Below are 19,950 nucleotides of genomic sequence, written 5' to 3'. Positions count from 1 at the left end.
CGGGTCCCACGACCCGGCGCGGCGCACGGCCTGAGCCGTTTCAGTAGGCGAGTTCTCCGATGCCGCCATCAACGCGCAGGACGGTGCCGGCGGTGTAGGCGGACTCGTCAGAGGCGAGGTAGACGGCCGCCTTCGCCAGCTCGGTGGCGGTGCCGATGCGATGGAGGGGCACGGTCCGCCGGAGTTCCTCGTAGATGGCGGCCTGGCGCTCCGGGCCGAGCGGTTTGAACGTGTCCGTGACGGTCGGCCCCGGGCTCAGCCCGTTGACCCGGACGCCCCGCTCTTTCAACTCATAGGTCAGCCCTCGGGAGAAGGACAGCAGGCCGGCCTTGGCGGCACCGTAGACCGCCGCGTTCTCGTGCCCGATGAAAGCGGAGACAGAACCGACGAGGATGACCGAGGCCTGCCGCGAGAAGAGCGGCAGCAGGGCCTTGATCAGGAAGAACGGTCCCTTGAGATTGGTGGCGACCAGCCTGTCGAATGCCTCCTCGGTCCATTCTTCGATCGGGAGATGGGTGACGTCGGCGGCGTTGCTCATCACGATGTCGAGCTTCGGCCACTCCTCCTGCAGCCGCGCCGCGAGCGCCGCCTGGCCGGGCACGTCGCCGGCATCGCTGAGGATGGGCAGCAGCGGGCCGTCCAACTGCCGGGCGGCCTCATCCAGCCGTTCCTGCGAGCGGCCGGTGATCGCGACGGTCGCTCCCTCGGCGAGGAACTCGCGGGCGGTCGCGAGCCCGATGCCGCCCGTCCCGCCCGTGATCAGTGCGTGTTTTCCCGTAAGACGATCCATCGAAGTCGATCTCCTCACTCGCGCCAAGGCGCATGGTTCTGGTAGCAGTGGTTCTGGCACCGATGACGGGCCATCCCCGCCATCTCGGAGAGCGCCGCACCGCCTTCACCGTGTCGGCGGCAGGCGTGTCCCGGGTCAGATGGCGGTCCGGCCGCCGTCGGCGGCGACGACGGCGCCGGTCACGTAGCTGGCCTGGTCGCCGGCGATGAAGGCGATCACGTGGGCGACCTCGGCCGGGTCGGCGGTGCGCTTCAGTGCGGTCGTCAATCCCATGCCGCCGAGGTCGGGGCCCATGGCCGCCACCACCTTGGAGGTGGTCATCGGACCGGGCGACACGGCGTTGACGCGCACGTTCGACGCGGCGAACTCGGCCGCCCAGGTGCGGGTCAGGGACTCGAGTGCCGCCTTGGTGGCGCCGTAGACCGCCATCGGCGGCATGCCGAGGCCGGCGGCGGTGGAGCTGACGTTGACGATGCTCCCGCCCCCGCGCGCGGCCATCTTCGGCGCGAGGTGGGCGACCAGGATGAATGGCGCGCGCACGTTGACCGCGAAGGCGGCGTCGTAGGCGGCGAGGTCCTGGTCGGCGGTCGTGCTGAACGGGACGACGCCCGCGTTGTTGACGAGGATGTCCACAGCCCCGGCATCCTCGGCCAGCCGCTGCACGGCCTGTGGGTCGGCCAGGTCGGCGGGAATGAAGCGCGCGGAGCCGGCCGCGCCTCCCCGCACGTCGTCGACGACCTGGGCGCCGCGGTCCGGGTCGGTGCCGGTGATGATCACGTTGGCCCCGCCGGCGGCGAGGATCCTCGCTGTCGCGTGCCCGAGCCCGCCGATGGCGCCCGATCCGGTGATCAGCGCCGTCTTTCCCTCGAAGTCCATGTGGTCCTGCCTCTCGTCCGCAACCCGATCGACTTCTGTGTCAACGTTCAAGAAGTCGTTGGTCGTCACCGTACGGCCTTTTGTGCATGCGGTCAAAAAGTCGTACCGTGGCGTCATGGCACGGACAGGACGCCCCCGGGAATTCGACAAGGACCAGGCCCTGGAGCGCGCGCTCCTCCTGTTCTGGTCTCGGGGCTTCGGAGCGACCTCCGTCCAGGACCTCGTCGAGGCGCTGGCCTTGGAGCGGGGCAGCCTGTACGGCGCCTTCGGCGACAAGCGGAGCTTCTACCTGGCGGCGGTCCGGCTGTACTGGGAGACCTACGAGCGTCAGCTGGTGACGGCGCTGGAGGCCGGGCCGGTGCTGCCGGCGCTGCGCGAGGTGCTCGCCAATCCGGCCCGGGCGCAGGAGTACGCCTCCGACGTCGGCGTTCCGCAAGGGTGCATGATCGGCAACGCCACCGCCGAACTTGTCCCGCAGGATGCCGAGGCGCGCGAGATCGTGGCCCGCGCGCACGCCCGCTTCATCCAGATCGTCGCCACCGGCCTGCGGCGCGCGCAGGCCGACGGCGAGGTCAGCCGGGACGCCACCCCCGAGGCCCAGGCGCAGCTCCTGCTGTTCACCGTCCAGGGCCTTTCCCTGGTCTCCCGCGCAGGACTCGACACGGCCTCCGCGCTCGCCGCCGTCGATGCCCTGATCGACGCCCTTCGCGCTTAAGGACCTGGGCGACCGGCTGCGGGAAACGGGTCGGCAGGGCCGGCCGGGGCACTGGCGACGCACTCCCCGTGGCGGGTCCTGCCGGCTGTGGCGAGGGTGCTCACAGTGGGCGCGCTCAGGCCGTGCCCCGCGCGGCGGCCGCCGCTGCCGCCGTGGCGAGCGCCGTTGTGATGGCCGCGCCCGGGACCGTACGCGGTGGTCAGCTGTGGGGGGCCAGGGCCCGGACGCCCGCCACGAACAGGTCGACCCCGAGGGCGACGTCGGCGTCGGACTCGTCGATGGAGGCGAGCGCGGTCGCCGCCTTCACCAGGTGGCCGTACCGCTCGGGGGACAGCGTCTCGAACATGACGCGTTTGCGCCGGAGGGCGTCCGCCATCTCCTCGGAGGTCATCTTCGGCGGCATCTTCGGGTCGCCGACCGCCAGCATGGTCGCCGTGCGCAGGCCGTAGCGGCTGATGGCGGCCGCCTGCTCGGCGGTGAACCCGCCCTCGGCGAGGAGCGCCAGGGCCACCTCCATCGAGTCGTAACAGTACGGGGCGGCCTCGAGGTTCGCGGTCATCATCAGCTGGGCCGCACTGGGATGCGTGCGCAGCACGAACACCACGGACGTCATCAGGACGTGCAGCCGGGCGTGCCACGGCGCCTCCGGGTCGACGTCCGGGTCGACCAGTGACCACAGCCGGTTGACGAGCGCGGTCTGCAGCTCGTCCTTGTTCTTGAAATGCCAGTACAGCGCCATCGGTGTGACGCCGAGCCGCTGGGCGAGCCGCCGGATGGTCAGCCCGTCCAGGCCCTCCTCGTCGACGAGCGCGAGCGCGCCGTCCACCACCGTCTCCCGGCTGAGCCGGGTTCGTTCGTCTGTCGCGGCCACTTGACAACTATACGCCGTACAAGCAGGCTTCCCTATACGGCGTACATGTACGCCGTACAAGAACGATGTACAGGAGCGGGAAGCGATGGAATCGAGTCGACGCTGGTGGACCCTGACCGGGGTCGCGCTGGCCACCTTCATGACCTTTCTGGACAACAACGTCGTCAACGTGGCGCTGCCGTCGATCCAGCGCGACCTGCACCTGACGCTGTCCGGGCTGGAATGGATCGTCAGCAGCTACATCCTGGTCTTCTCCGGCCTGATGCTCGTCGGCGGCAGGCTCGGCGACGTGTACGGCCGCCGCCGGCTCTTCATCACCGGGCTGGCGCTGTTCACCGGCGCGTCACTGCTCGCCGGGCTCGCGAACAGCGAGAGCATCCTGATCACGGCCCGCGTCCTGCAGGGCGTCGGAGCATCGTTGTCGGTGCCGTCGACGCTGGCGATCATCTCCTCGACCTTCCCCGACGCGCGGGAGCGGAGCAGGGCGGTCGGCGTGTGGAGCGCCGTCAGCGCGCTCGCCCTGGCGCTCGGGCCGCTCACCGGCGGCTTCATCAGCGACCACTGGCACTGGGGCTGGATCTTCCTCATCAACGTGCCGGTGGGCGTGGCGACGATCGCCATCATCGCGGTCTCGATGCGCGAGACCACCGAGGACGTACGCCGCCGCCTGGACCTCCCGGGCCTGCTGACCTCCGCGGTGACCCTGCTGTCCGTCACCTACGCGCTGATCGAGGGATCGGACCGCGGCTGGACGTCCGCGCTCATCCTGGGGGCCTTCGCCCTCGCCGCGGTCACGGGGGCTCTGTTCATCGTGCTCGAGACCCGCGCCGCCGACCCGATGGTGGACCTGTCGCTGTTCCGGAACCGGGTCTTCAGCGGCGGCGTCGGCGCCATGGTCCTGTGGGGCTTCGGCGTGATGGGCGTCTACCTGTTCACGGCCATGTTCCTGCAGAACATCCTGGGCTTCTCCCCGACCAAGGCGGGTGCGTCGATCATCCCGATGGCGCTGATGATGATCGTCATCGCGCCGTTCGCCGGGTCCGTCGCGCGCCGCCTGGGCACGCACCTCACCGTCGCCGCCGGCCTCACCCTCAACGTCGCCGGCCTGGTCATGGTGTCCTTCGTCGGCGAGGGCGCCCACTTCCTCGATCTGATGCCGTCCTTCGTCCTCTTCGGGATCGGCTCCGGCCTGACGATGATGCCGCTCACCGACGCGGTGATCGGGGTGCTCCCGTCCGACCGGGCCGGCGCCGCCTCCGGCGTGCTCAACGCCACCCGTGAGGTGGCCGGCCTTCTGGGCGTGACGATCATCGGCGCGATCCTGACCTCCCGCCAGTCCGCGGTACTGCGCGGCGGCTCCACGCCGACCCACGCGTTCCTGGCGGGCTACCAACTCGCCCTGCTCGTCGGCGCCGCGATCGTCTCCATCGGCGTCCCGCTCAGCCTGTACGCCCTCCGCACCGGCCGGAGCGCGCCGCGAGAGACGGAGCCGGTGCTGGAGCCGGTGGCCTGACCCCTTGTTCCACGATCCCTGGTGTCCGCAGCCCTCTACGGGCTGAGCCAGTCGATGGCCGTGTCGATGTCCGGAGCGGTCTGGGTGAGGTCCAGGACGGTGTCCTCGACGCGCGTGCGCGGCGGCGACCGCACGGGATGCCGCCGGTCGGCCAAGTGCATCGAGAAGTGCACGTGGATCCCCGGTGCCGCCACCGGGCGACGCCGTCCGTCCGGAACCGTCACGTGGACGACCGCGGAAGGCCGGTCGGTCAGGCCGTACAGCTCGGCGGCGGTCTCATGACTGAGGACGGCGTCGGGGCAGTGCCGGACACCGGGTTCGAGGCGGGGCCTGCGGCTGCACGCCAGGACCGCCGCCCACAGCTCCGCGGTACGTCCGAGGTCGCCGCTGAAGGTCGCGTGAACGCCCGGATGCCGGACCGTCCACCGGCCGGAGTCGAGGAGGGTGCGTATGGCGCTGTCCGGCACTCCGTGCTCGCGGAACTGCCACCGCGCCACCACCCCGGCCTGCGCTCGAATGAGCGCGACGAGGTCGGGCCCCATCGGCGGACGACGTCTCGGCATGCCCACCACATTGAACCCACTGGCGATCCAGGTCGGCATGGCCCGGAAACCCGAGGATGCTGTACGGGCCGAGCATGCCGGGGTGCGCGCCCCGCTGATATGGCATCACCTGAGGCCGATGTAGATCTCGTACTGGTGTGGGACGACGTCTCGGTAGGCGTACCACCATCCCCGTTTTCGGGCGTCCTTGGCGAGTTGGACGAGCCCGTCCCGCCGGCCGGGTTCGGTGACGCCGTACAACTCCACCATCAGGCGGACGTCGTTCGGGTGCGGGGCCGTGCGGCCGGTCTCGATGCGGAAGACCTTCGTCTGGTGCCAGTCCAGGCTTTCGGCCACCTGTTCCTGAGTGAGTTGCGCGGTTTCGCGGAGGCGCTTCAACTCGGCGATGAGCTGACGGCCCCGGATGCTCGGGCTGTGACCTGCGGGCATGAACGAGAGAAATCGGAGGGTGCGCGATGACGGCTGACGCGACGCGTTATCGGCTGCTGACCGCACTCGCCTGGCACCTCGCGGCGCTGAAACGGACATCGCTGATCGTCGTACCGAGCCACGGAGAGCCGGTCCTGTACCTGCCGAGGCGAGACGGGACCAAGCTCGGCATCGCGGCGGGGCAACGGGACGACGGCGTGTGGGACTTCCTCTGGGGCCGCACCGGCCGGGCGGGAGCCGAGCCCGTCATCGCCGCCGCCTACCTGATCGCCAAGGCGGCCGCGTGATGGCTGCGGGCATGCTGGGAGCGATCACCATCCAGGGCCGTCCCGAAGCCGCGCGCGGCGGCACGTACTGGTTCGAGCTGTGAATCAGGCTCCCGTGTTCATCCTCCTGGCGATCGCCGCGCTCTAGCCGCACTGTTCGCCAGGGATCTCGTCGTTCCGCAGTCCCCGCCGGCAACATGCATTCGCCGCGGCGACGTTTCTGTCGGTGACCTCGGGTAACGTCGCGCGGACGCGCAGCCGAGGAGCGGAGGACCATGGCCGACCGCAAGCATGGGCGGCCCGCGCCGCCCATCGAGAGCACCATCCGCTCCGAGGACTGGGACGGCCGGGACCTGTCCGGGCAAGAGCACACGCGCGTGGAGTTCGTCGACGTGGACCTGACCGAGACGTCGGGTCAGGGCGTGGCGTTCACCGAGTGCGTGTTCCGGGGCGTCCGGTTCAACGTCTCCTCGTACACCGACGCGGCCTTCATCAACTGCACGTTCGTCCGGTGCTCGTTCTTCGACGCCACCCTCACGGGATGCAAGCTGGTCGGCAGCGTGTTCGACGGCTGCACCTACGGCCTGTTCACGGTGGAGGGCGGCGACTGGTCCTTCACCGCCCTGCCGGGAGCCGACCTGCGGGGGTCCTCGTTCCGCAGGGTACGGATGCGGGAGGCCGATCTCACGGGCGCGCGGCTGCAGAAGGCGTCGTTCCGCGACGTGGACCTCTCCGGCGCGTCGCTGCAGAAGGCGGACCTGTCCGAATGCGACCTGCGGGGCAGCGACCTGTCGTCGCTGAACCCGCACGTCACCTCCCTGACGCGCGCGGTGATCGACCCCTACCAGGCGATCGTCATCGCGCAGGCCCTCGACCTCGAAGTGAAAGAGCCCTGAGTCGGGCGTCAACCGCTCACGGGGCGCAGCGCCTTGGTCGTCGCGACCCTGAGCAGCCGCTGCGCCGTTGAGTACGTGCCGGCGGTCGGGCGGATCGTGGCGGCCGGACGGTACTCCACGTCGAGCAGTACGTTTCCGCACAGCAGCACGATGCTCTCCCAGTGGTTGGCATCCGCTTCCGAGGGCACCAACCCGACCCGCTCGTGGCGCCAGTCACAGGGCCGGGCGGCGGGGTCGACGTCTGGGTGGCCGCCCGGGTCGTTCATCTCCCCGGCGAAGTCCTGGACGGCTACATCGGAGGCGTTGAGAGAAGGGGTGGACGCCGCGGTCAGCGTGGCCAGCCCCAAACGTGAGCCGTTGGCCGTGTGCCAGCTGCACCACGTAAGGGCCCTGTCCGCGGTGTGGGTGTCGAACATCCCACCGTCCACGGGCGGGTCGAGGTCCCGCGTCGGGACACCACCCAGCGCGGCGGTCAGGGCCGGTGCGTCCAGCAGCGAGCAGGCGGAGGGCGTCGGCAGGTAAGGCCCCGAAGGGCGCGCCATACGGCCGATGGTCCCGGTCAGACTCACGGCCGCCGCCGCCAGCACCGCACCCGCCAGCAGCGGGGCCGGCCACTGGGCCGGCAGCGCAGAAGACCAGGACGAGGCTTCTACGGGAGACGCCCCGGGGCCGGCCAGGTGGTCGAGCAGCCGGGCGTGACGAAAACGGTATGCGCCCCCGGAAAGGCGCAGTACCCCGCGGTTCCTGGCATCCTCGAGGAAGCTCAGGCTCCGCCACGGCAGCCGCCGGGTCGCGACCAGCAGCACGCGCGCGATGGTGAAGCGGCCCCATGCGGAGGCGGTGAGGCCGTAGAGGAAGGTGAGGGCGGCTGCGGCGCCGCCGGCGGCGGCCCACGCGGCCGCCCCGTTCCTGCCTGCGCCCGCATGGTCCTGCCACGTGACCAAGAGCGGGATCGGCAGGAGGACCAGTGCCTCCAGACACCAACGGCGCGGTCCGGCCACCGCCAGGTTGAAAGCGGTCGTCAGCGCCGAGGCCCGGTCAGTGCGCAGCAGCGCCCGCGGCGTGCCCGCAGTCACGTCGGTGGCGGCCGTCGGTGTCGCCCGGACCACGAAGAACACCGCGAGCACGAGCGCGAAGGGCACCGGGAAGCCCGCCGGATATGGATCCTTCGAGGTCGGCATGGTAGACAACCAGGCCAAGCCCACCCCGGCCGCGCCGGCCACGGTGCGCGCCGTGATCCCAGGCAGGCGTGACCTGAGGCTCAGCCGCACCGGCGCGGGTTCCGCGAGGTGGACGTCCGTCAGGGCAACGGCCAGCGGCAGGGCGCCCGCCAGTGCCAGGGCGACCCAGAACGGGCAGCTGACGCCTAGCCACCGCACCTTGCCGTGCAAGGGCAGCGCGGCGGTGAGCGCGACTGCCGCAGCGTAGACGATCACGACAGCGCCGGCCGTCGCGGCGGCCGTCTGCCGTCGATACACCCGCCACCAGGCCAGCTCTCCACCGGGGGCGTCGCCGCGGACCGCGTCCCCGGCAAGGCCGCGAAGCCATCTCTCCGCGTCCTTCGCTCGCCAGCGCGGCGGCGGCCCCACGTCCGGCGGCGGGCTGTAGGCCGCTGGGACGAGCCGTCCTAGTAGGTGACCCTCGATCCGCGCGCGGGTGGGCAGGGCGGCCGCGTCCAGGAGTTCGTCCGGGTTCGTGTCCGCTGACGCGTAGACCGACCGCGCCAGGCCCAGCATCAGCGGCGAGACGAGCACGGCGCGCAGCCGCTGCGCGTGCGCACTGGTTCCGTCCTGCAGACACGCGATCACCCTCGACCACAGGCCGGAACCGTCCTGTGTCGTACGCCGGGTGCTGGTGCGCAGGTACTCGACCACCTCGGGAACCGACAGCGGGCGCAGTTCCACGGCAGGCGCGGCGCGCAGCACGTCGACCGCGTGCACCGCCCGCCGGTACTCCTCGGTACGGCTGGTCAGCACGAAGTGACTGTGTTCGTCGACTCCTTCGTTCAGGGCCGTGAGCGCGGCGGGCCGCCGGGGTCCGGGGATCTCGTCGAAGCCGTCCAGCACCAGCAGCAGTCGTTCGGGCCGGGCCACCTCGTCCGCCAGTGTGGTGCCCGCACCCGTTGATGCCGCGAGTTCGGGGTGTTCGGTGGTGAGCCGCTCAGCCACCCACCGCCACAGGCCCGTCTTCCGCGCGTCCCAGGACGCGACGGGCAGGACCACCGGTAGCCGGTCGTGGGCATCGCGCTCTTCCAACAGGCGTAGTGCCAGCCGCAGCGCGGCGACGCTCTTCCCCGCCCCGGGCGTGCCGAGGATGACCAGCCGGCGGGACGACACTCGGGTGAGGACTTGGTCGAGATCGACCACGTCACCGTCGAGATCCAGCGGGGCATCGTCGGCCGGGCCGCGAATGTTGGCCCAGTGGTCGAACAGGTCGGGCTGCGCGGCCCGGCACGTCACCGGCAGCAGCAGGCGGCCCTGCACGCGGCGCATCACCAGTTCCTCACGCCACTGCCGCATCTGTTCACGGGCCAAGCCTTCCAAGACGGCCTCGACCCGACTGTGAACGTCGTGGTGACGTTGGTCGTCGGCCCGAGCCCGGTCGGCGACGAGGCCGTAGGCGGTGAGGGCCAAGCCGGCCACGGCGACGAACAACCCCAGCACGCTGGCCAGCTTGTCGGCCTTGTCCAGCCCGGCCCGGACCAGATAGACACCGAGCCCCGCTGCGGCCACCACCGTCACCGCAAGGCCGATTCCGATCAGCGCACGCCTCGCCATAGCGACATCATCGCCTCACCAGACGGCGAACCCACGCCATGCCGGGGGAAGTGTCCACTCCCTGCCACGAGGCGGCGTGCGGAATCCTCCGCCACCATGAGCGCTCGGTCGTCACTAGTCCAGCGTTCGGGCCGCGGCCCGTTCTCGGCCGCCCGCTCCCCAGTAGCAGGGCCCGGACGTGGAGTGGACCTCGATCCGCCACCCGAGTCGTTCGAGTCGTCGTTCGAGGTCGGCGGGCTCGTAGGGAACTTTGACGATCCGGTAGGCGGTGCCGTCGTCGAGCCGGCGCCGGATGGTCGCGGACCGCTCGCCCTCGACGAGTTCGTCGGTGGTGCGGTACGCGTCGTCGACGAAGAACACCCGCCCCTCCGGCTTGAGGCAATCGGCCACCAGCGACCAGAAGGACTCGAAGCGCTCTGGCGGGACGTGGGACAGCCAGAAGCCGAAGAAGACGACGTCGTAGCGGCGGTCCGGCCGCCAGCGGAACAGGTCGGCCGATAGGAAGCGCACCCGTTCGGCGCCCACCCGCGCCGAGGCGAGGGCGAGCATCTCCGGCGACGCGTCGACCGCGGTGACGTCCGTGGCGTGACGGATCAGCCGAGTGGTCCAGATGCCGGGGCCGCAGGCGAGTTCGAGCACGCTCCCCGCCGGGCGGAAGGCGTCCAGCGCCTCCGGCAGCTCAGGGCCGAGGGGCCACAGGGCACCCGCCTCGTACTCCGGAGCCCTCGCCCGGTAGTAGGCGACCTGCTCGGCGAGCACGTCCTCCGGGCTTTCCTCAGCGGCCGACCCCATGCCTTGATCATCACCGAGCCCTCACCACCCCGCAACCCCACGCGGCCACCGCCACGTCCGGAGGCCTCGTACGCGAAGAGGCCGCCGTCCCGTCGGGGCGGCGGCCTCTTCGCGTGATCAGGTCAGAGGGTGCTCTTGTAGAGCAGGCGGTTGTGGGTGCTCGTCTTGTTGTGGATGATGACGTTGTTGGTGGCGTGGTCGTGCATCCACGTCTGGATGGTGCCGAAGGACTTCTGGCCGTACGCCGACTTGTACAGCGCCGCGACGCCGGCGACGAACGGCGACGCCATGGAGGTGCCGTCCATGAACGCCGTGCCGCCGGGGTAGGTCGACTTGATGCCGTAGCCGGGGGCGTAGATGTCGACGCACTTGCCGTAGTTGCTGAACGTCGCGCGCTTGTCCTTCGACGTGCTCGCCGCGGCGGCCTCGACGCTCGCCGCGCTGGCCGGGGAGTACTTGCAGGAGTCGGCGCTGTCGTTCCCGGCGGCCACCGCGACGAACACGCCGGACTTCGAGAGCGCCGTCACCGCGTTGTTCAGGGCCGTGGACTTCGGCCCGGCCAGCGAGAGGTTGGCCACCGACAGCTTGGCGTGGTGCTTGGTCACCCACTTGACGCCCGCGATCACGTCGGAGTACTCGCCATCACCGTTGCAGTCCAGCACCTGCACGGCGTGCAGCCTGACGCCCTTGGCCACCCCGTAGGTCTTCGACCCGATGATCCCCGCCACGTGCGTGCCGTGGCCTTCACAGTCCCCCTTGCGGCCGTACACCGAGTCCGCGCGCCCCTGGAACTGGCTGAGGGTCGTGTCGATGCCCGTGTCGATGACGTAGGCGTCGACGCCGGCACCCGTGTGCGTGTAGGTGTACGAGTGCGACAGCGGAAGCTTGTGCTGGTCGATGCGGTCCGGGCCCCAGTTCGGGTTCGTCTGGGTGGTCGACTTGGGGGGCGGCGGAGTCGTCGGGGGCGGGGTGGTCGAGGGGGTCGGCGAAGGGGTGGGCGAGGTGGCCTGGATGTGGACCTTCTGGTCCTGCTCGATGGCGGCGACGTTCGGGTCGCTCTGCACCTTCTTGAGCTGAGCCGGCGTGAGCTTCGCGGCGAAGCCGTCGCCGTAGTCGTGGATGCGCTTGAAACCGGACAGCTTCGACGAGTGCACGCCCGTGTGCTTCAGCGTGACGATGTACTGCCCGGGAACCGCGGCGGCGGAGACGGAGGCGGAGGCCACGGCGACGTGCGGCGTCGGCTCGTTGATGGCGGCGTACGCCGGGACCGCGGCCGCGGCCAGCACGACGACGGAGGATGTGATCACGAGTCTTCTGGCTCGGACCCTCACAGGGGGGCTCTCCTTAGATCGGGGGGCATGCGCCGGGAGGGGGCACCGGCTGCGCAAAGCCAAACTGCCACAAGACCGTACTCCTGTGGCATATGAGATTAAGTGGCATATGGGTGACTAGGGCAATTTAGCGGGTCGAACGGGGGGGAAGGGGTGTCGTTCGAACCCGGTAGCGTCTGTCCCGTCATGGCCAAACCCACAGCCGAGCGGCTGCGCGCCGCGCTCGACGACCAGCTCGCCGCACTCGGCGAGGAGCCCTACGCCGGTCCGGCCACTCGCCTCGCGGACGCCCTCGTCGACGCGGTCGTCACCGCGTACGCCGCCGGTGCCGAGCCCGAGCGCGCCGCCGCGCGCCTGGCCGTGAAGCTGCTGCTGGAGCGCCTCGCCGGGCAGGCGCCGGGCAAGTCGGTGGAGGTGCGCGTGCCCCCGTACGCCGCCGTGCAGTGCGTGGAGGGTCCTCGCCACACGCGCGGCACGCCCCCGAACGTCATCGAGACCGACCCGAGGACCTGGATCCTGCTCGCGACCGGCCGGCTCGCCTGGGCGGACGCCGTCGACCGGATCTCCGCGAGCGGTTCGCGGGCCGACCTGTCGCCGTACCTGCCGGTCGACCCGTACGGACGCCGGTAGGGGCGCGCAGCCTCCTGCGGCGGGTTCCGGACACCGGTAGGGCCCGCAGCCCCTGCGGCGGGCCCTGACCCGGGTCAGTTCCGGTCGAGCAGCTCCAGCCGCTCGGCCATCGCGGCGAAGAGCGCCTCGTCCTCGTCGGGGACGGTCGAGCCGCACCCCAGGCAGAACGTCACGGCGTCCTCGACGACGAAGTACTCGCTCACGTGCCAGCTCCGGCCGGCGTCATGCCGTACGCAGTCCAGCCGCGTTCCCGCCCGCCCGGCGACGGTCACCTCGCTGACCGCGAAGTCGACGAAGCGCAGGTGCGCGAGCGAGTGCCGCGCACCCTCGGCGATCTCTGCGGCGGAGCGCCCGGGCCGGGTCGGCTGCCGGAAGACGATCAGGCTGTGCCGCCGGTCCTGAGGGTCGACGAACCGGGCGGTCTCCCAGGGGCTGTTCCTGAGATTCGGCTCCCGTTCCTGCCAGTCCCGGGGGACCTGGACGGCGTAGCCGAAGTCGGGTTTCTCGATGCGCTGGGCGCTGGATCGGCGCCCGCCGTCATGCTCGCCCCACGGACCTACCTTGTCAAGGAACGCCCGGTTCCGTGCCCTCGTCAGGGGGTCGGGCGGGGCTTCAGGAAGGGGACCCGCTCCTGGAGGCACCGGTCGCGGTCCGCCTTCGTCGGGTAGCGGGTCCGGTCCGCGCAGGGCTCGATGCGGCCGTAGAACCACACGGCGAAGCCGATCGCGATGATGAGCGTGACCGCCGACAGGACGATGCCCGCGACCGCCATGCCGCGGCCGTTCCGCTGGACGACCGCGACGATGCCGATGACCAGGCCGGCGATGGCCAGAATCACGCCGATCCCGCACAGCAGCAGCGTCAGCAGCCCCGCGATCCCGAGCACCAGCGCGGCGATGCCCAGCCCCCTGCGCTGCGGCTGCGTCTCGCGCATCGGCGGATACATTCCGTGATCACCCCCGTGCTCATCGTGCTCGATCGGCGGGCGGCCGGTCGCCGCGGCGCGCCGGTCATCGTGGCGTCGGCGGATTCCGGCAGGACCGGTGATCGGGCGAAGTCCCGTCCGGTATGGGCGGGAGCTCGGCGAATGCCGCACTACACTGGGCGTGTGCCGCATGGAGACGGACGTCTGAGTCACGACCTCGACCCCCGTGATCGAAGCCCCCAGGACGCCTGCGGGGTCTTCGGCGTGTGGGCGCCCGACGAAGAGGTCAGCAAGCTCGCCTACTTCGGGTTGTACGCCCTTCAGCACCGCGGCCAGGAGTCGGCCGGCATCGCGGTCAGCGACGGCGCCCGGATCGTCGTGTTCAAGGACATGGGGCTGGTGTCCCAGGTCTTCGAGGAACCCGTGCTGAACACCCTGCGCGGGCACATCGCGGTCGGTCACTGCCGCTACTCGACGACCGGGTCCAGCGTCTGGGAGAACGCCCAGCCGACGTTCCGCTCGACCGAGACCGGCAGCCTGGCCCTGGGCCACAACGGCAACCTGATCAACACGCCGGAGCTGGCCGCGCGCGTGCCGGCGGGTGAGCTGACCGCCACGACCGACACCGAGGTGCTCACCGCCCTGCTGGCCGACGGGGAGGGCACCGTCGAGGAGACCGCGTTGAAGGTGCTGCCGCTGGCCCGCGGCGCCTACTCCCTGGTCTTCATGAACGAGCGCACGCTGTACGCCGCGCGCGATCCGCAGGGCATCCGCCCCCTCGTGCTCGGCCGCCTGGACCACGGCTGGGTGGTCGCCAGCGAGACCGCGGCCCTGGACATCGTCGGCGCGACGTTCGTCCGCGAGGTCGAGCCCGGCGAGCTGATCGCCATCGACGAGGCGGGCGTGCGGTCCACGCGGTTCGCCGTCGCCGAGCCGAAGGGCTGCCTGTTCGAGTACGTCTACGTGGCCCGGCCCGACACCTCGATCGCCGGCCGCAGCATCCAGGCCACCCGCGTCGACGTGGGTCGCCGCCTGGCCCGTGAGCACCCGGTCGAGGCCGACCTGGTGATCCCGACGCCGGAGTCCGGCACGCCCGCCGCGATCGGGTACGCCGAGGAGTCCGGCATCCCGTACGGCCAGGGCTTCGTCAAGAACTCCTACGTCGGCCGGACGTTCATCCAGCCGTCGCAGACGATCCGCCAGCTCGGCATCCGGCTCAAGCTGAACCCGCTGCGCGAGGCGATCGCGGGCAAGCGCCTGATCGTCGTCGACGACTCGATCGTGCGCGGCAACACCCAGCGGGCGATCGTGAAGATGCTCCGGGAGGCCGGGGCCGAGGAGGTGCACGTCCGCATCTCCAGCCCGCCGGTCGCCTGGCCCTGCTTCTACGGCATCGACTTCGCGACCCGCGCCGAGCTGATCGCCGGGAACCTCTCGGTCGAGGAGATCCGGCAGTCCCTCGGCGCCGACTCGCTCGGCTACATCTCCCTCGACGAGCTGATCGCCGCGACACAGCAGGACAAGAGCACGCTCTGCCGTGCCTGCTTCGACGGCGTCTACCCGATCGACGTCGCCGACGACGCCCGCGGCAAGCACCTGCTCGAAGAGGCCCGCCGGTGACCGACGAGTCCACCGGGACGTCCTACGCCGCCGCCGGCGTGGACATCGCGGCCGGCGAGCGCGCGGTCGAGCTGATGAAGTCCCGCGTCGCCGCGTCCCACCGGCCGGAGGTCGTCGAGGACGTCAGCGGCTTCGCGGGCCTGTTCGACGTCTCGGCGCTGAAGCGGTTCGAGCGGCCCCTGCTGGCCACCTCCACCGACGGCGTCGGCACCAAGGTCGACCTCGCCCGGCGCCTCGGGGTGTACGACACGATCGGGCACGACCTCGTCGGCATGGTCATCGACGACCTGGTCGTGTGCGGCGCCGAGCCGCTGTTCATGACCGACTACATCGCCTGCGGGAAGGTCGTCCCCGAGCGGATCGCCGCGATCGTCGGCGGCATCGCGGAGGGCTGCGCGCTGGCGGGTTGCGCCCTGGTGGGCGGCGAGACCGCCGAGCACCCGGGGCTGCTGGGGCCGGACGAGTTCGACGTGGCCGGGGCGGGCACCGGCGCCGTCGAGGCGTCCAAGGTCCTCGGCCCGCACCGGGTGCGCCCCGGTGACGTGGTCCTGGGCCTGGCCTCGTCCGGGATCCACTCCAACGGCTACTCCCTGGTCCGGCACATCCTGCGCGAGACCGGCCTGGAGCTGGAGGCGACGCCGCCGGAGCTGGGCCGGACGCTGGGTGAGGAGCTGCTCACCCCGACCCGCATCTACGCCAAGGACTGCCTGGCCCTGATCGACGCCGCCGAGGTGCACGCGTTCGCGCACATCACCGGCGGCGGGCTCGCCGCCAACCTCGCCCGGTCGCTGCCGAGCGGGTGCGACGCGGTCCTGCGGCGCTCTTCCTGGACGCCGCCGCCGATCTTCGGGCTGCTGGAGGCGTACGGCCGGGTGCCGCGGGCGGAGATGGACAAGACGTTCAACATGGGCGTCGGCATGGCCGCCGTCGTGGCCGCGTCGGACGCCGACGCCGCGCTGCGGACCGCGGCCGAGCGCGCTCTGCCAGCCTGGGTCATCGGCGAGATCGTCGAAGGCACCGGCCAGGCCCGCCTCATCTGACCGATGGGACCGGCCACGCGCGCCTGATTCGATGGTTCTGGCTCAGTCTCCGTGCCGCGCGGAGCCGGACGGAATGGTCCCCGCTCACCAGCCCACGCAAGCCGTCCCCTTCTCCGCCGCTCTTTGCTCTGCTCACGCGGAGTATGCACTGGTCCGGTCCAGTGCATACTCCAGGTGAGCAGAGCAAAGACCCTGCGAGAACGTGCGGGCTTGGCCGAGCCCGGACACCCCCCGGACACCCCCCGGACGCCCCCGGGACGACCGCCGTCGCGACCATCATGGAATCTGAGCCAGAACCGATCGAAGTGATCGGTCACGTTCGGCTGGTCTGACCGATGGGACCGGCTAGCGGATCCGGACGCCGCGCGAACTCGGCGGCCGATTCGGGCATCTTCTCTGGTATGAGGCGGTTCTGGAGTGGCGTCTGGCGCTGCAGGGCGCCGCTGGCCGTCCTCGGCGCGCTCGGAGGGTACGCGCTGTACCTGCCCGGCGCGTGGATGTACGCCGAGGCGGGCCACTACCGGACGGACCTCGCGCACGCTCCCCGGACCACCGTCGGGATGATCTTCGGGGCGGGTGCCGAGAACGGTAAGCCGTCCCGGATGCTGTACGAGCGGCTGAAGCTGGGCGCGGCGCTGTACCGCGCGGGCAAGGTCCGGGTCCTGCTCGTCACCGGCGACAACAGCCGCAAGGACTATGACGAGCCGTCGGTCATGCGCGACACCCTGATCGCTCAGGGCGTGCCGCAGACGCGGATCGTGCTGGACTACGCGGGCTTCAGCACCTGGGACTCCTGCGCCCGCGCCAAGCAGATCTTCGGCGTGGACCGCGCGATCCTCGTCACCCAGAACTTCCACCTGCCGCGCGCCCTCACCCTGTGCCGCGCCGCGGGCATCGACGCCTGGGGCGTCGGCGACGACAGCGGCCGGTACGCCGCCACGGCCACCGAGTCCCTGTACGTGCGGGAGATCCCGGCCGTCCTCAAGGCGACGTACGAGGTCGCGCTGCGTCCCCGGCCGTACTACCTCGGCCCGCGCGAGGCCGGGATCCGCCGGGCGCTCGACGCGGCGGGAGGAGACTGAGCAGGCCGGTCAGGGCCCATGGGGAGCCCTGACCGGCCAGATCTCATCCGGTGCCGGCCGGTTCCGCGATCCGTACGGAGGAGGCCTCGTCCCGCTCGCGGTGCTGGGCGGCCCAGGACTCCAGTGCCGTACGGCAGGCGTGGTCGAGGTGGCGCAGGCCGGACAGGTCGAGGTCGACCGCCCGGCCGTGCGGGATCCTCTCCAGGGCGTCGAGCACCTTGGGCAGGCGCAGGAACGTCGCGTTCCCGGTGAGCCGGATGACGAGCGGGTCGGCCCGGTCGTCCACATGGATGTGGATATCCGAGACGTCCCACGCCGTCTTCACCACGGCCAGCAGCAGGCCGATGAGGACGCCTTCGAACAGGTTGGTGACGACGATCGCCACCGCCGTGCCGGTCAGGACGATCGCCTCGCCGCGCTCGGTCCGCCAGAGCCGGCCGACCTCCCGCAGCGACAGCAGCTTCCACCCCGCGTGCACGAGGATGGCGGCCAGGGCGGTCACCGGGATGTAGCCCAGCGCCACCGGGAAGATCGCCGTGAAGGCCAGGAGCCAGACCCCGTGCAGGATGCGGGACGCCTTCGTGCGGGCGCCGGCCTGCACGTTCGCGGCGCTTCGTACGATGACGGCGGTCATGGGCAGGGCGCCCAGCAGCCCGCAGACCGTGTTGCCGGCGCCCTGCGCCATCAGCTCCCGGTCGTAGTGGGTGCGGGGGCCGTGGTGCATCCGGTCGACGGCCGCCGCGCTGAACAGGCTCTCCGCCGAGGCGATCAGCGCGAACGCCACCACGGTGCCGACCGCGCCGACCGACAGCAGCCCGCCGAGGTCGGCCGGGTTCGGCGGCTGGATCGAGCCGAGCAGGCCCTTGACCTCGATGCGCTTGACCGGCAGGTCGAAGGCGGCCGTGACCAAGGTCGCGAGCGCCACCGCGACCAGCGCGCCCGGGATCACCCGCAGCCGCTTCGGTGCGTACTTCCAGCAGACGAGGATGACGAGCGTGCCGATGCCGATCCCGCCGGCGGCGAGGGCGGCGGGTTCGTTCGCCGAGTCGGTGAGCAGGTTCGGCAGCCCGGCGAGGTTCGCCATCGCCGCGCCGGGCGACCTGTTGTCGAACAGGCCGTGCACCTGACCGGTCACCAGGACGAGCCCGATGCCGGCCAGCATGCCGTGCACGACCGAGATCGAGATCGCGCGGAACCAGCGGCCCAGCCGCAGCGCGCCCATCCCGAGCTGGATGAGGCCCGCCGCGAGCACGATCAGCCCGAGGGACCGCAGGCCGTACTCCCGCACGGCCTCGAACACGAGCACGGTCAGACCGGCGGCCGGGCCGCTGACCTGCAGGCTGCTGCCCGGCAGGGCGCCGGCGACCAGGCCGCCGACGATCCCGGTGATCAGGCCGAGCTCGGCCGGGACGCCGGAGGCGACCGCGACGCCGATGCACAGCGGCAGGGCGACGAGGAAGACGACGATCGATGAGAGAAGGTCCTGCCGGACGTGACGGAAGGCGCCACGTCCGGTGAAGGGCGGTGCCATGTTCACCTCGTTCCAGGGTCGGGAGGGTCAGAGCGGCAGGAAGACGCCGGTGTCCGGGCGGTGGGCGCTGACGACGCCGGTGTCGATGGCGTAGAACCAGGCGTGCAGCGCGAGCCGGCCGTCCGCCATCCGCGTCGCGACGCTCGGGTGGGTACGGAGCCGGTCGAGCTGGGTCAGCACATGCCGCTGGACGGCAGAGGTGATCGCGGGTCCGTCCGCGTCGGTCACCGCGTCCCGTACGGGGTCGTGCGGCTCGGTGTGGGTGAGCCAGCGCCGGACCGTCGGAAGGGCCGTCAGGTCGTCGGCGCGCAGGAGCGCGCCCACGGCTCCGCAGTGCGAGTGCCCGCAGACGATGACGTTGGCGACCTCGAGCACCTCGATCGCGTACTCGATGGTGGCGGCCTCGGCGGTCCCCCGTTCGGCGTCGTGGACCGGGACGATGTTCCCGGCGGTGCGGAGTTCGAAGAGCTCACCCGGACCGGCGCCGGTGATGAGCGTGGGGACCACACGGGAGTCGGAGCAGGTGACGAAGAGCGCCTCGGGGCGCTGGCCCTCGGCGAGCCGACCGAGGTCCGTACGCCGGTCGGCGGCCCGCTCCGGGAAGAGACGGGCGTTGTCGATCAGCGACTGCATGGCACAGCCCTTTCTGTGGTCGCCGGCACGGAACCGGCGAGAACGGACGGGTACTGGCGAGCGTTCACGCGCACGCGAGGCACGGCGCCGGGCCGTCGCGGGCGGCGTCGATGAGATGGCGTCGATGAGATGACCGGTCAGATGACGTCGGTCAGATGACGTCGATCAAGGCGTCGATCAGGTGGCGTCGGCGACGACGCCGTCTGCGGCGAAAAGGGAGATTCCGGGCGGCGCTGGGTCGCCCTGGGCGGCGTCGATCAGCAGCGGAAGACCTGTAGCGACGCGGGAGTGCGTTCGAGCGGGTGCCAGGCGAGGCCGCGATCGCTGGTCGCGACGGCCGATCCGGCGGCCGGACCGGCGGCCATGCCGGCGGTCGGTGCGGCCTGGCGGGTGTCCTGGTCGGGCGGCAGGCCCGGCATCCGGCGACGGCCGAGCGCGACGTGGGCGGTGACGGAGGCGGGGTCGGCCGACTCCTCGCCGGCGAGGTCATCCTGCCCGGCCGCCGACGTGGCGGCCGCGGCGGGCGCCTGCGCGTGGCCGGCGGTCAGGAGATCCGGACCGCCGAGGAACGCCAGCGCGATCAGCAGCACAGCTGCGATCAAGCCTCCGCGTGCCCTCAGCACGATGCCCCCCGACTCGGATCCTGACTGAATTGACCAAGGCCAGCCTA

At 71.3% G+C, this 19,950-nt stretch carries 21 protein-coding genes; 8 read left to right on the top strand and 13 right to left on the bottom strand.

The genetic code is table 11. The features are described from left to right. Window positions 1-40: 40 nt before the first annotated feature. Entirely contained in the window at window positions 41-790 is a 750-nt protein-coding gene (locus NDW01_RS41000; RefSeq protein ID WP_252829938.1) for an SDR family oxidoreductase, read from the bottom strand. 135 nt (window positions 791-925) lie between these two features. Beyond that, a complete protein-coding gene (locus NDW01_RS40995; RefSeq protein ID WP_252829937.1) occupies window positions 926-1,666 on the bottom strand; it encodes an SDR family NAD(P)-dependent oxidoreductase in 741 nt (246 codons plus the stop codon). Between the two features lie 115 nt (window positions 1,667-1,781). Between NDW01_RS40995 and NDW01_RS40990 the strand changes: the two genes are divergently transcribed. Continuing rightward, entirely contained in the window at window positions 1,782-2,381 is a 600-nt protein-coding gene (locus tag NDW01_RS40990; protein WP_252829936.1) for a TetR/AcrR family transcriptional regulator, read from the top strand. A gap of 199 nt (window positions 2,382-2,580) precedes the next feature. Here the strand turns inward: NDW01_RS40990 and NDW01_RS40985 are convergent, their stop codons facing one another. Beyond that, the gene (locus tag NDW01_RS40985; protein WP_252829935.1) at window positions 2,581-3,252 is read right to left on the bottom strand and encodes a TetR family transcriptional regulator; all 672 of its coding nucleotides are present in this window, start codon (window positions 3,250-3,252) and stop codon (window positions 2,581-2,583) included. Window positions 3,253-3,337: 85 nt separating this feature from the next. Between NDW01_RS40985 and NDW01_RS40980 the strand changes: the two genes are divergently transcribed. Continuing rightward, complete coding sequence (locus NDW01_RS40980; RefSeq protein WP_252829934.1) at window positions 3,338-4,765, top strand: MFS transporter; 1,428 nt, start codon at window positions 3,338-3,340, stop codon at window positions 4,763-4,765. Window positions 4,766-4,800: 35 nt separating this feature from the next. Here the strand turns inward: NDW01_RS40980 and NDW01_RS40975 are convergent, their stop codons facing one another. Together NDW01_RS40975 and NDW01_RS40970 are read right to left on the bottom strand one after the other, a co-directional pair. Further along, window positions 4,801-5,328 carry a type IV toxin-antitoxin system AbiEi family antitoxin domain-containing protein gene (locus NDW01_RS40975; RefSeq protein WP_252829933.1) on the bottom strand — a complete coding sequence of 176 codons (528 nt, stop codon included), beginning with the start codon at window positions 5,326-5,328 and terminating at the stop codon, window positions 4,801-4,803. A gap of 105 nt (window positions 5,329-5,433) precedes the next feature. Then, complete coding sequence (locus tag NDW01_RS40970) at window positions 5,434-5,757, bottom strand: helix-turn-helix domain-containing protein (RefSeq protein WP_252829932.1); 324 nt, start codon at window positions 5,755-5,757, stop codon at window positions 5,434-5,436. Window positions 5,758-5,783: 26 nt separating this feature from the next. On the opposite strand from NDW01_RS40970, the gene NDW01_RS40965 reads away from it, so the two are divergent. Next, entirely contained in the window at window positions 5,784-6,044 is a 261-nt protein-coding gene (locus NDW01_RS40965; RefSeq protein ID WP_252829931.1) for a hypothetical protein, read from the top strand. A gap of 254 nt (window positions 6,045-6,298) precedes the next feature. Further along, window positions 6,299-6,919, top strand: a complete 621-nt coding sequence (locus tag NDW01_RS40960) for a pentapeptide repeat-containing protein (RefSeq protein WP_252829930.1) — start codon at window positions 6,299-6,301, stop codon at window positions 6,917-6,919. 8 nt (window positions 6,920-6,927) lie between these two features. On the opposite strand, the gene NDW01_RS40955 is transcribed toward NDW01_RS40960, so the two are convergent. The 3 genes from NDW01_RS40955 to NDW01_RS40945 all read right to left on the bottom strand — a co-directional run bounded on the left by NDW01_RS40955 (window position 6,928) and on the right by NDW01_RS40945 (window position 11,795). Next, window positions 6,928-9,696, bottom strand: coding sequence for an NACHT domain-containing protein (locus NDW01_RS40955; RefSeq protein WP_252829929.1), 2,769 nt, complete (start codon window positions 9,694-9,696; stop codon window positions 6,928-6,930). 114 nt (window positions 9,697-9,810) lie between these two features. Beyond that, window positions 9,811-10,488 carry a class I SAM-dependent methyltransferase gene (locus NDW01_RS40950; protein WP_252829928.1) on the bottom strand — a complete coding sequence of 226 codons (678 nt, stop codon included), beginning with the start codon at window positions 10,486-10,488 and terminating at the stop codon, window positions 9,811-9,813. A 122-nt stretch (window positions 10,489-10,610) separates the two neighbouring features. Beyond that, entirely contained in the window at window positions 10,611-11,795 is a 1,185-nt protein-coding gene (locus NDW01_RS40945; protein WP_252829927.1) for a S8 family peptidase, read from the bottom strand. Between the two features lie 210 nt (window positions 11,796-12,005). Here NDW01_RS40945 and NDW01_RS40940 point away from each other — a divergent pair, with 210 nt between their 5' ends. Next, complete coding sequence (locus tag NDW01_RS40940) at window positions 12,006-12,449, top strand: sterol carrier family protein (RefSeq protein ID WP_252829926.1); 444 nt, start codon at window positions 12,006-12,008, stop codon at window positions 12,447-12,449. Between the two features lie 74 nt (window positions 12,450-12,523). Here the strand turns inward: NDW01_RS40940 and NDW01_RS40935 are convergent, their stop codons facing one another. Continuing rightward, the gene (locus tag NDW01_RS40935) at window positions 12,524-13,090 is read right to left on the bottom strand and encodes a hypothetical protein (protein ID WP_252829925.1); all 567 of its coding nucleotides are present in this window, start codon (window positions 13,088-13,090) and stop codon (window positions 12,524-12,526) included. Further along, complete coding sequence (locus tag NDW01_RS40930) at window positions 13,042-13,383, bottom strand: DUF4190 domain-containing protein (RefSeq protein ID WP_252829924.1); 342 nt, start codon at window positions 13,381-13,383, stop codon at window positions 13,042-13,044. The genes NDW01_RS40935 and NDW01_RS40930 overlap by 49 nt, the downstream gene beginning before the upstream one ends. A 174-nt stretch (window positions 13,384-13,557) precedes the next feature. On the opposite strand from NDW01_RS40930, the gene purF reads away from it, so the two are divergent. The 3 genes from purF (at window position 13,558) to NDW01_RS40915 (ending at window position 17,116) form a co-directional block, all read left to right on the top strand. Further along, a complete protein-coding gene (purF, locus tag NDW01_RS40925) occupies window positions 13,558-14,994 on the top strand; it encodes an amidophosphoribosyltransferase (RefSeq protein ID WP_252829923.1) in 1,437 nt (478 codons plus the stop codon). Further along, window positions 14,991-16,034, top strand: a complete 1,044-nt coding sequence (gene purM / locus NDW01_RS40920) for a phosphoribosylformylglycinamidine cyclo-ligase (protein WP_308211878.1) — start codon at window positions 14,991-14,993, stop codon at window positions 16,032-16,034. Before purF ends, purM begins: the two co-directional genes overlap by 4 nt. Before the next feature lie 401 nt (window positions 16,035-16,435). Continuing rightward, on the top strand, window positions 16,436-17,116 hold the full coding sequence (locus NDW01_RS40915; protein WP_252829922.1) for a SanA/YdcF family protein: 681 nt from the start codon (window positions 16,436-16,438) through the stop codon (window positions 17,114-17,116). A 43-nt stretch (window positions 17,117-17,159) separates the two neighbouring features. Here NDW01_RS40915 and NDW01_RS40910 read toward each other — a convergent pair whose 3' ends face one another. The 3 genes from NDW01_RS40910 to NDW01_RS40900 form a co-directional block, all read right to left on the bottom strand. Beyond that, window positions 17,160-18,647 carry a SulP family inorganic anion transporter gene (locus NDW01_RS40910; protein WP_252829921.1) on the bottom strand — a complete coding sequence of 496 codons (1,488 nt, stop codon included), beginning with the start codon at window positions 18,645-18,647 and terminating at the stop codon, window positions 17,160-17,162. Window positions 18,648-18,674: 27 nt separating this feature from the next. Beyond that, window positions 18,675-19,280, bottom strand: coding sequence for a carbonic anhydrase (locus tag NDW01_RS40905; protein WP_252829920.1), 606 nt, complete (start codon window positions 19,278-19,280; stop codon window positions 18,675-18,677). 257 nt (window positions 19,281-19,537) lie between these two features. Beyond that, on the bottom strand, window positions 19,538-19,882 hold the full coding sequence (locus NDW01_RS40900) for a hypothetical protein (protein ID WP_252829919.1): 345 nt from the start codon (window positions 19,880-19,882) through the stop codon (window positions 19,538-19,540). Window positions 19,883-19,950 lie beyond the last annotated feature (68 nt).

It is taken from the genome of Actinoallomurus soli (assembly GCF_024055715.1).
GTDB classification, from domain to species: Bacteria; Actinomycetota; Actinomycetes; order Streptosporangiales; family Streptosporangiaceae; genus Actinoallomurus; species Actinoallomurus soli.
Note: the sequence above shows the minus strand (reverse complement) of the source record. Positions and strands in the feature narration are given on the sequence as shown.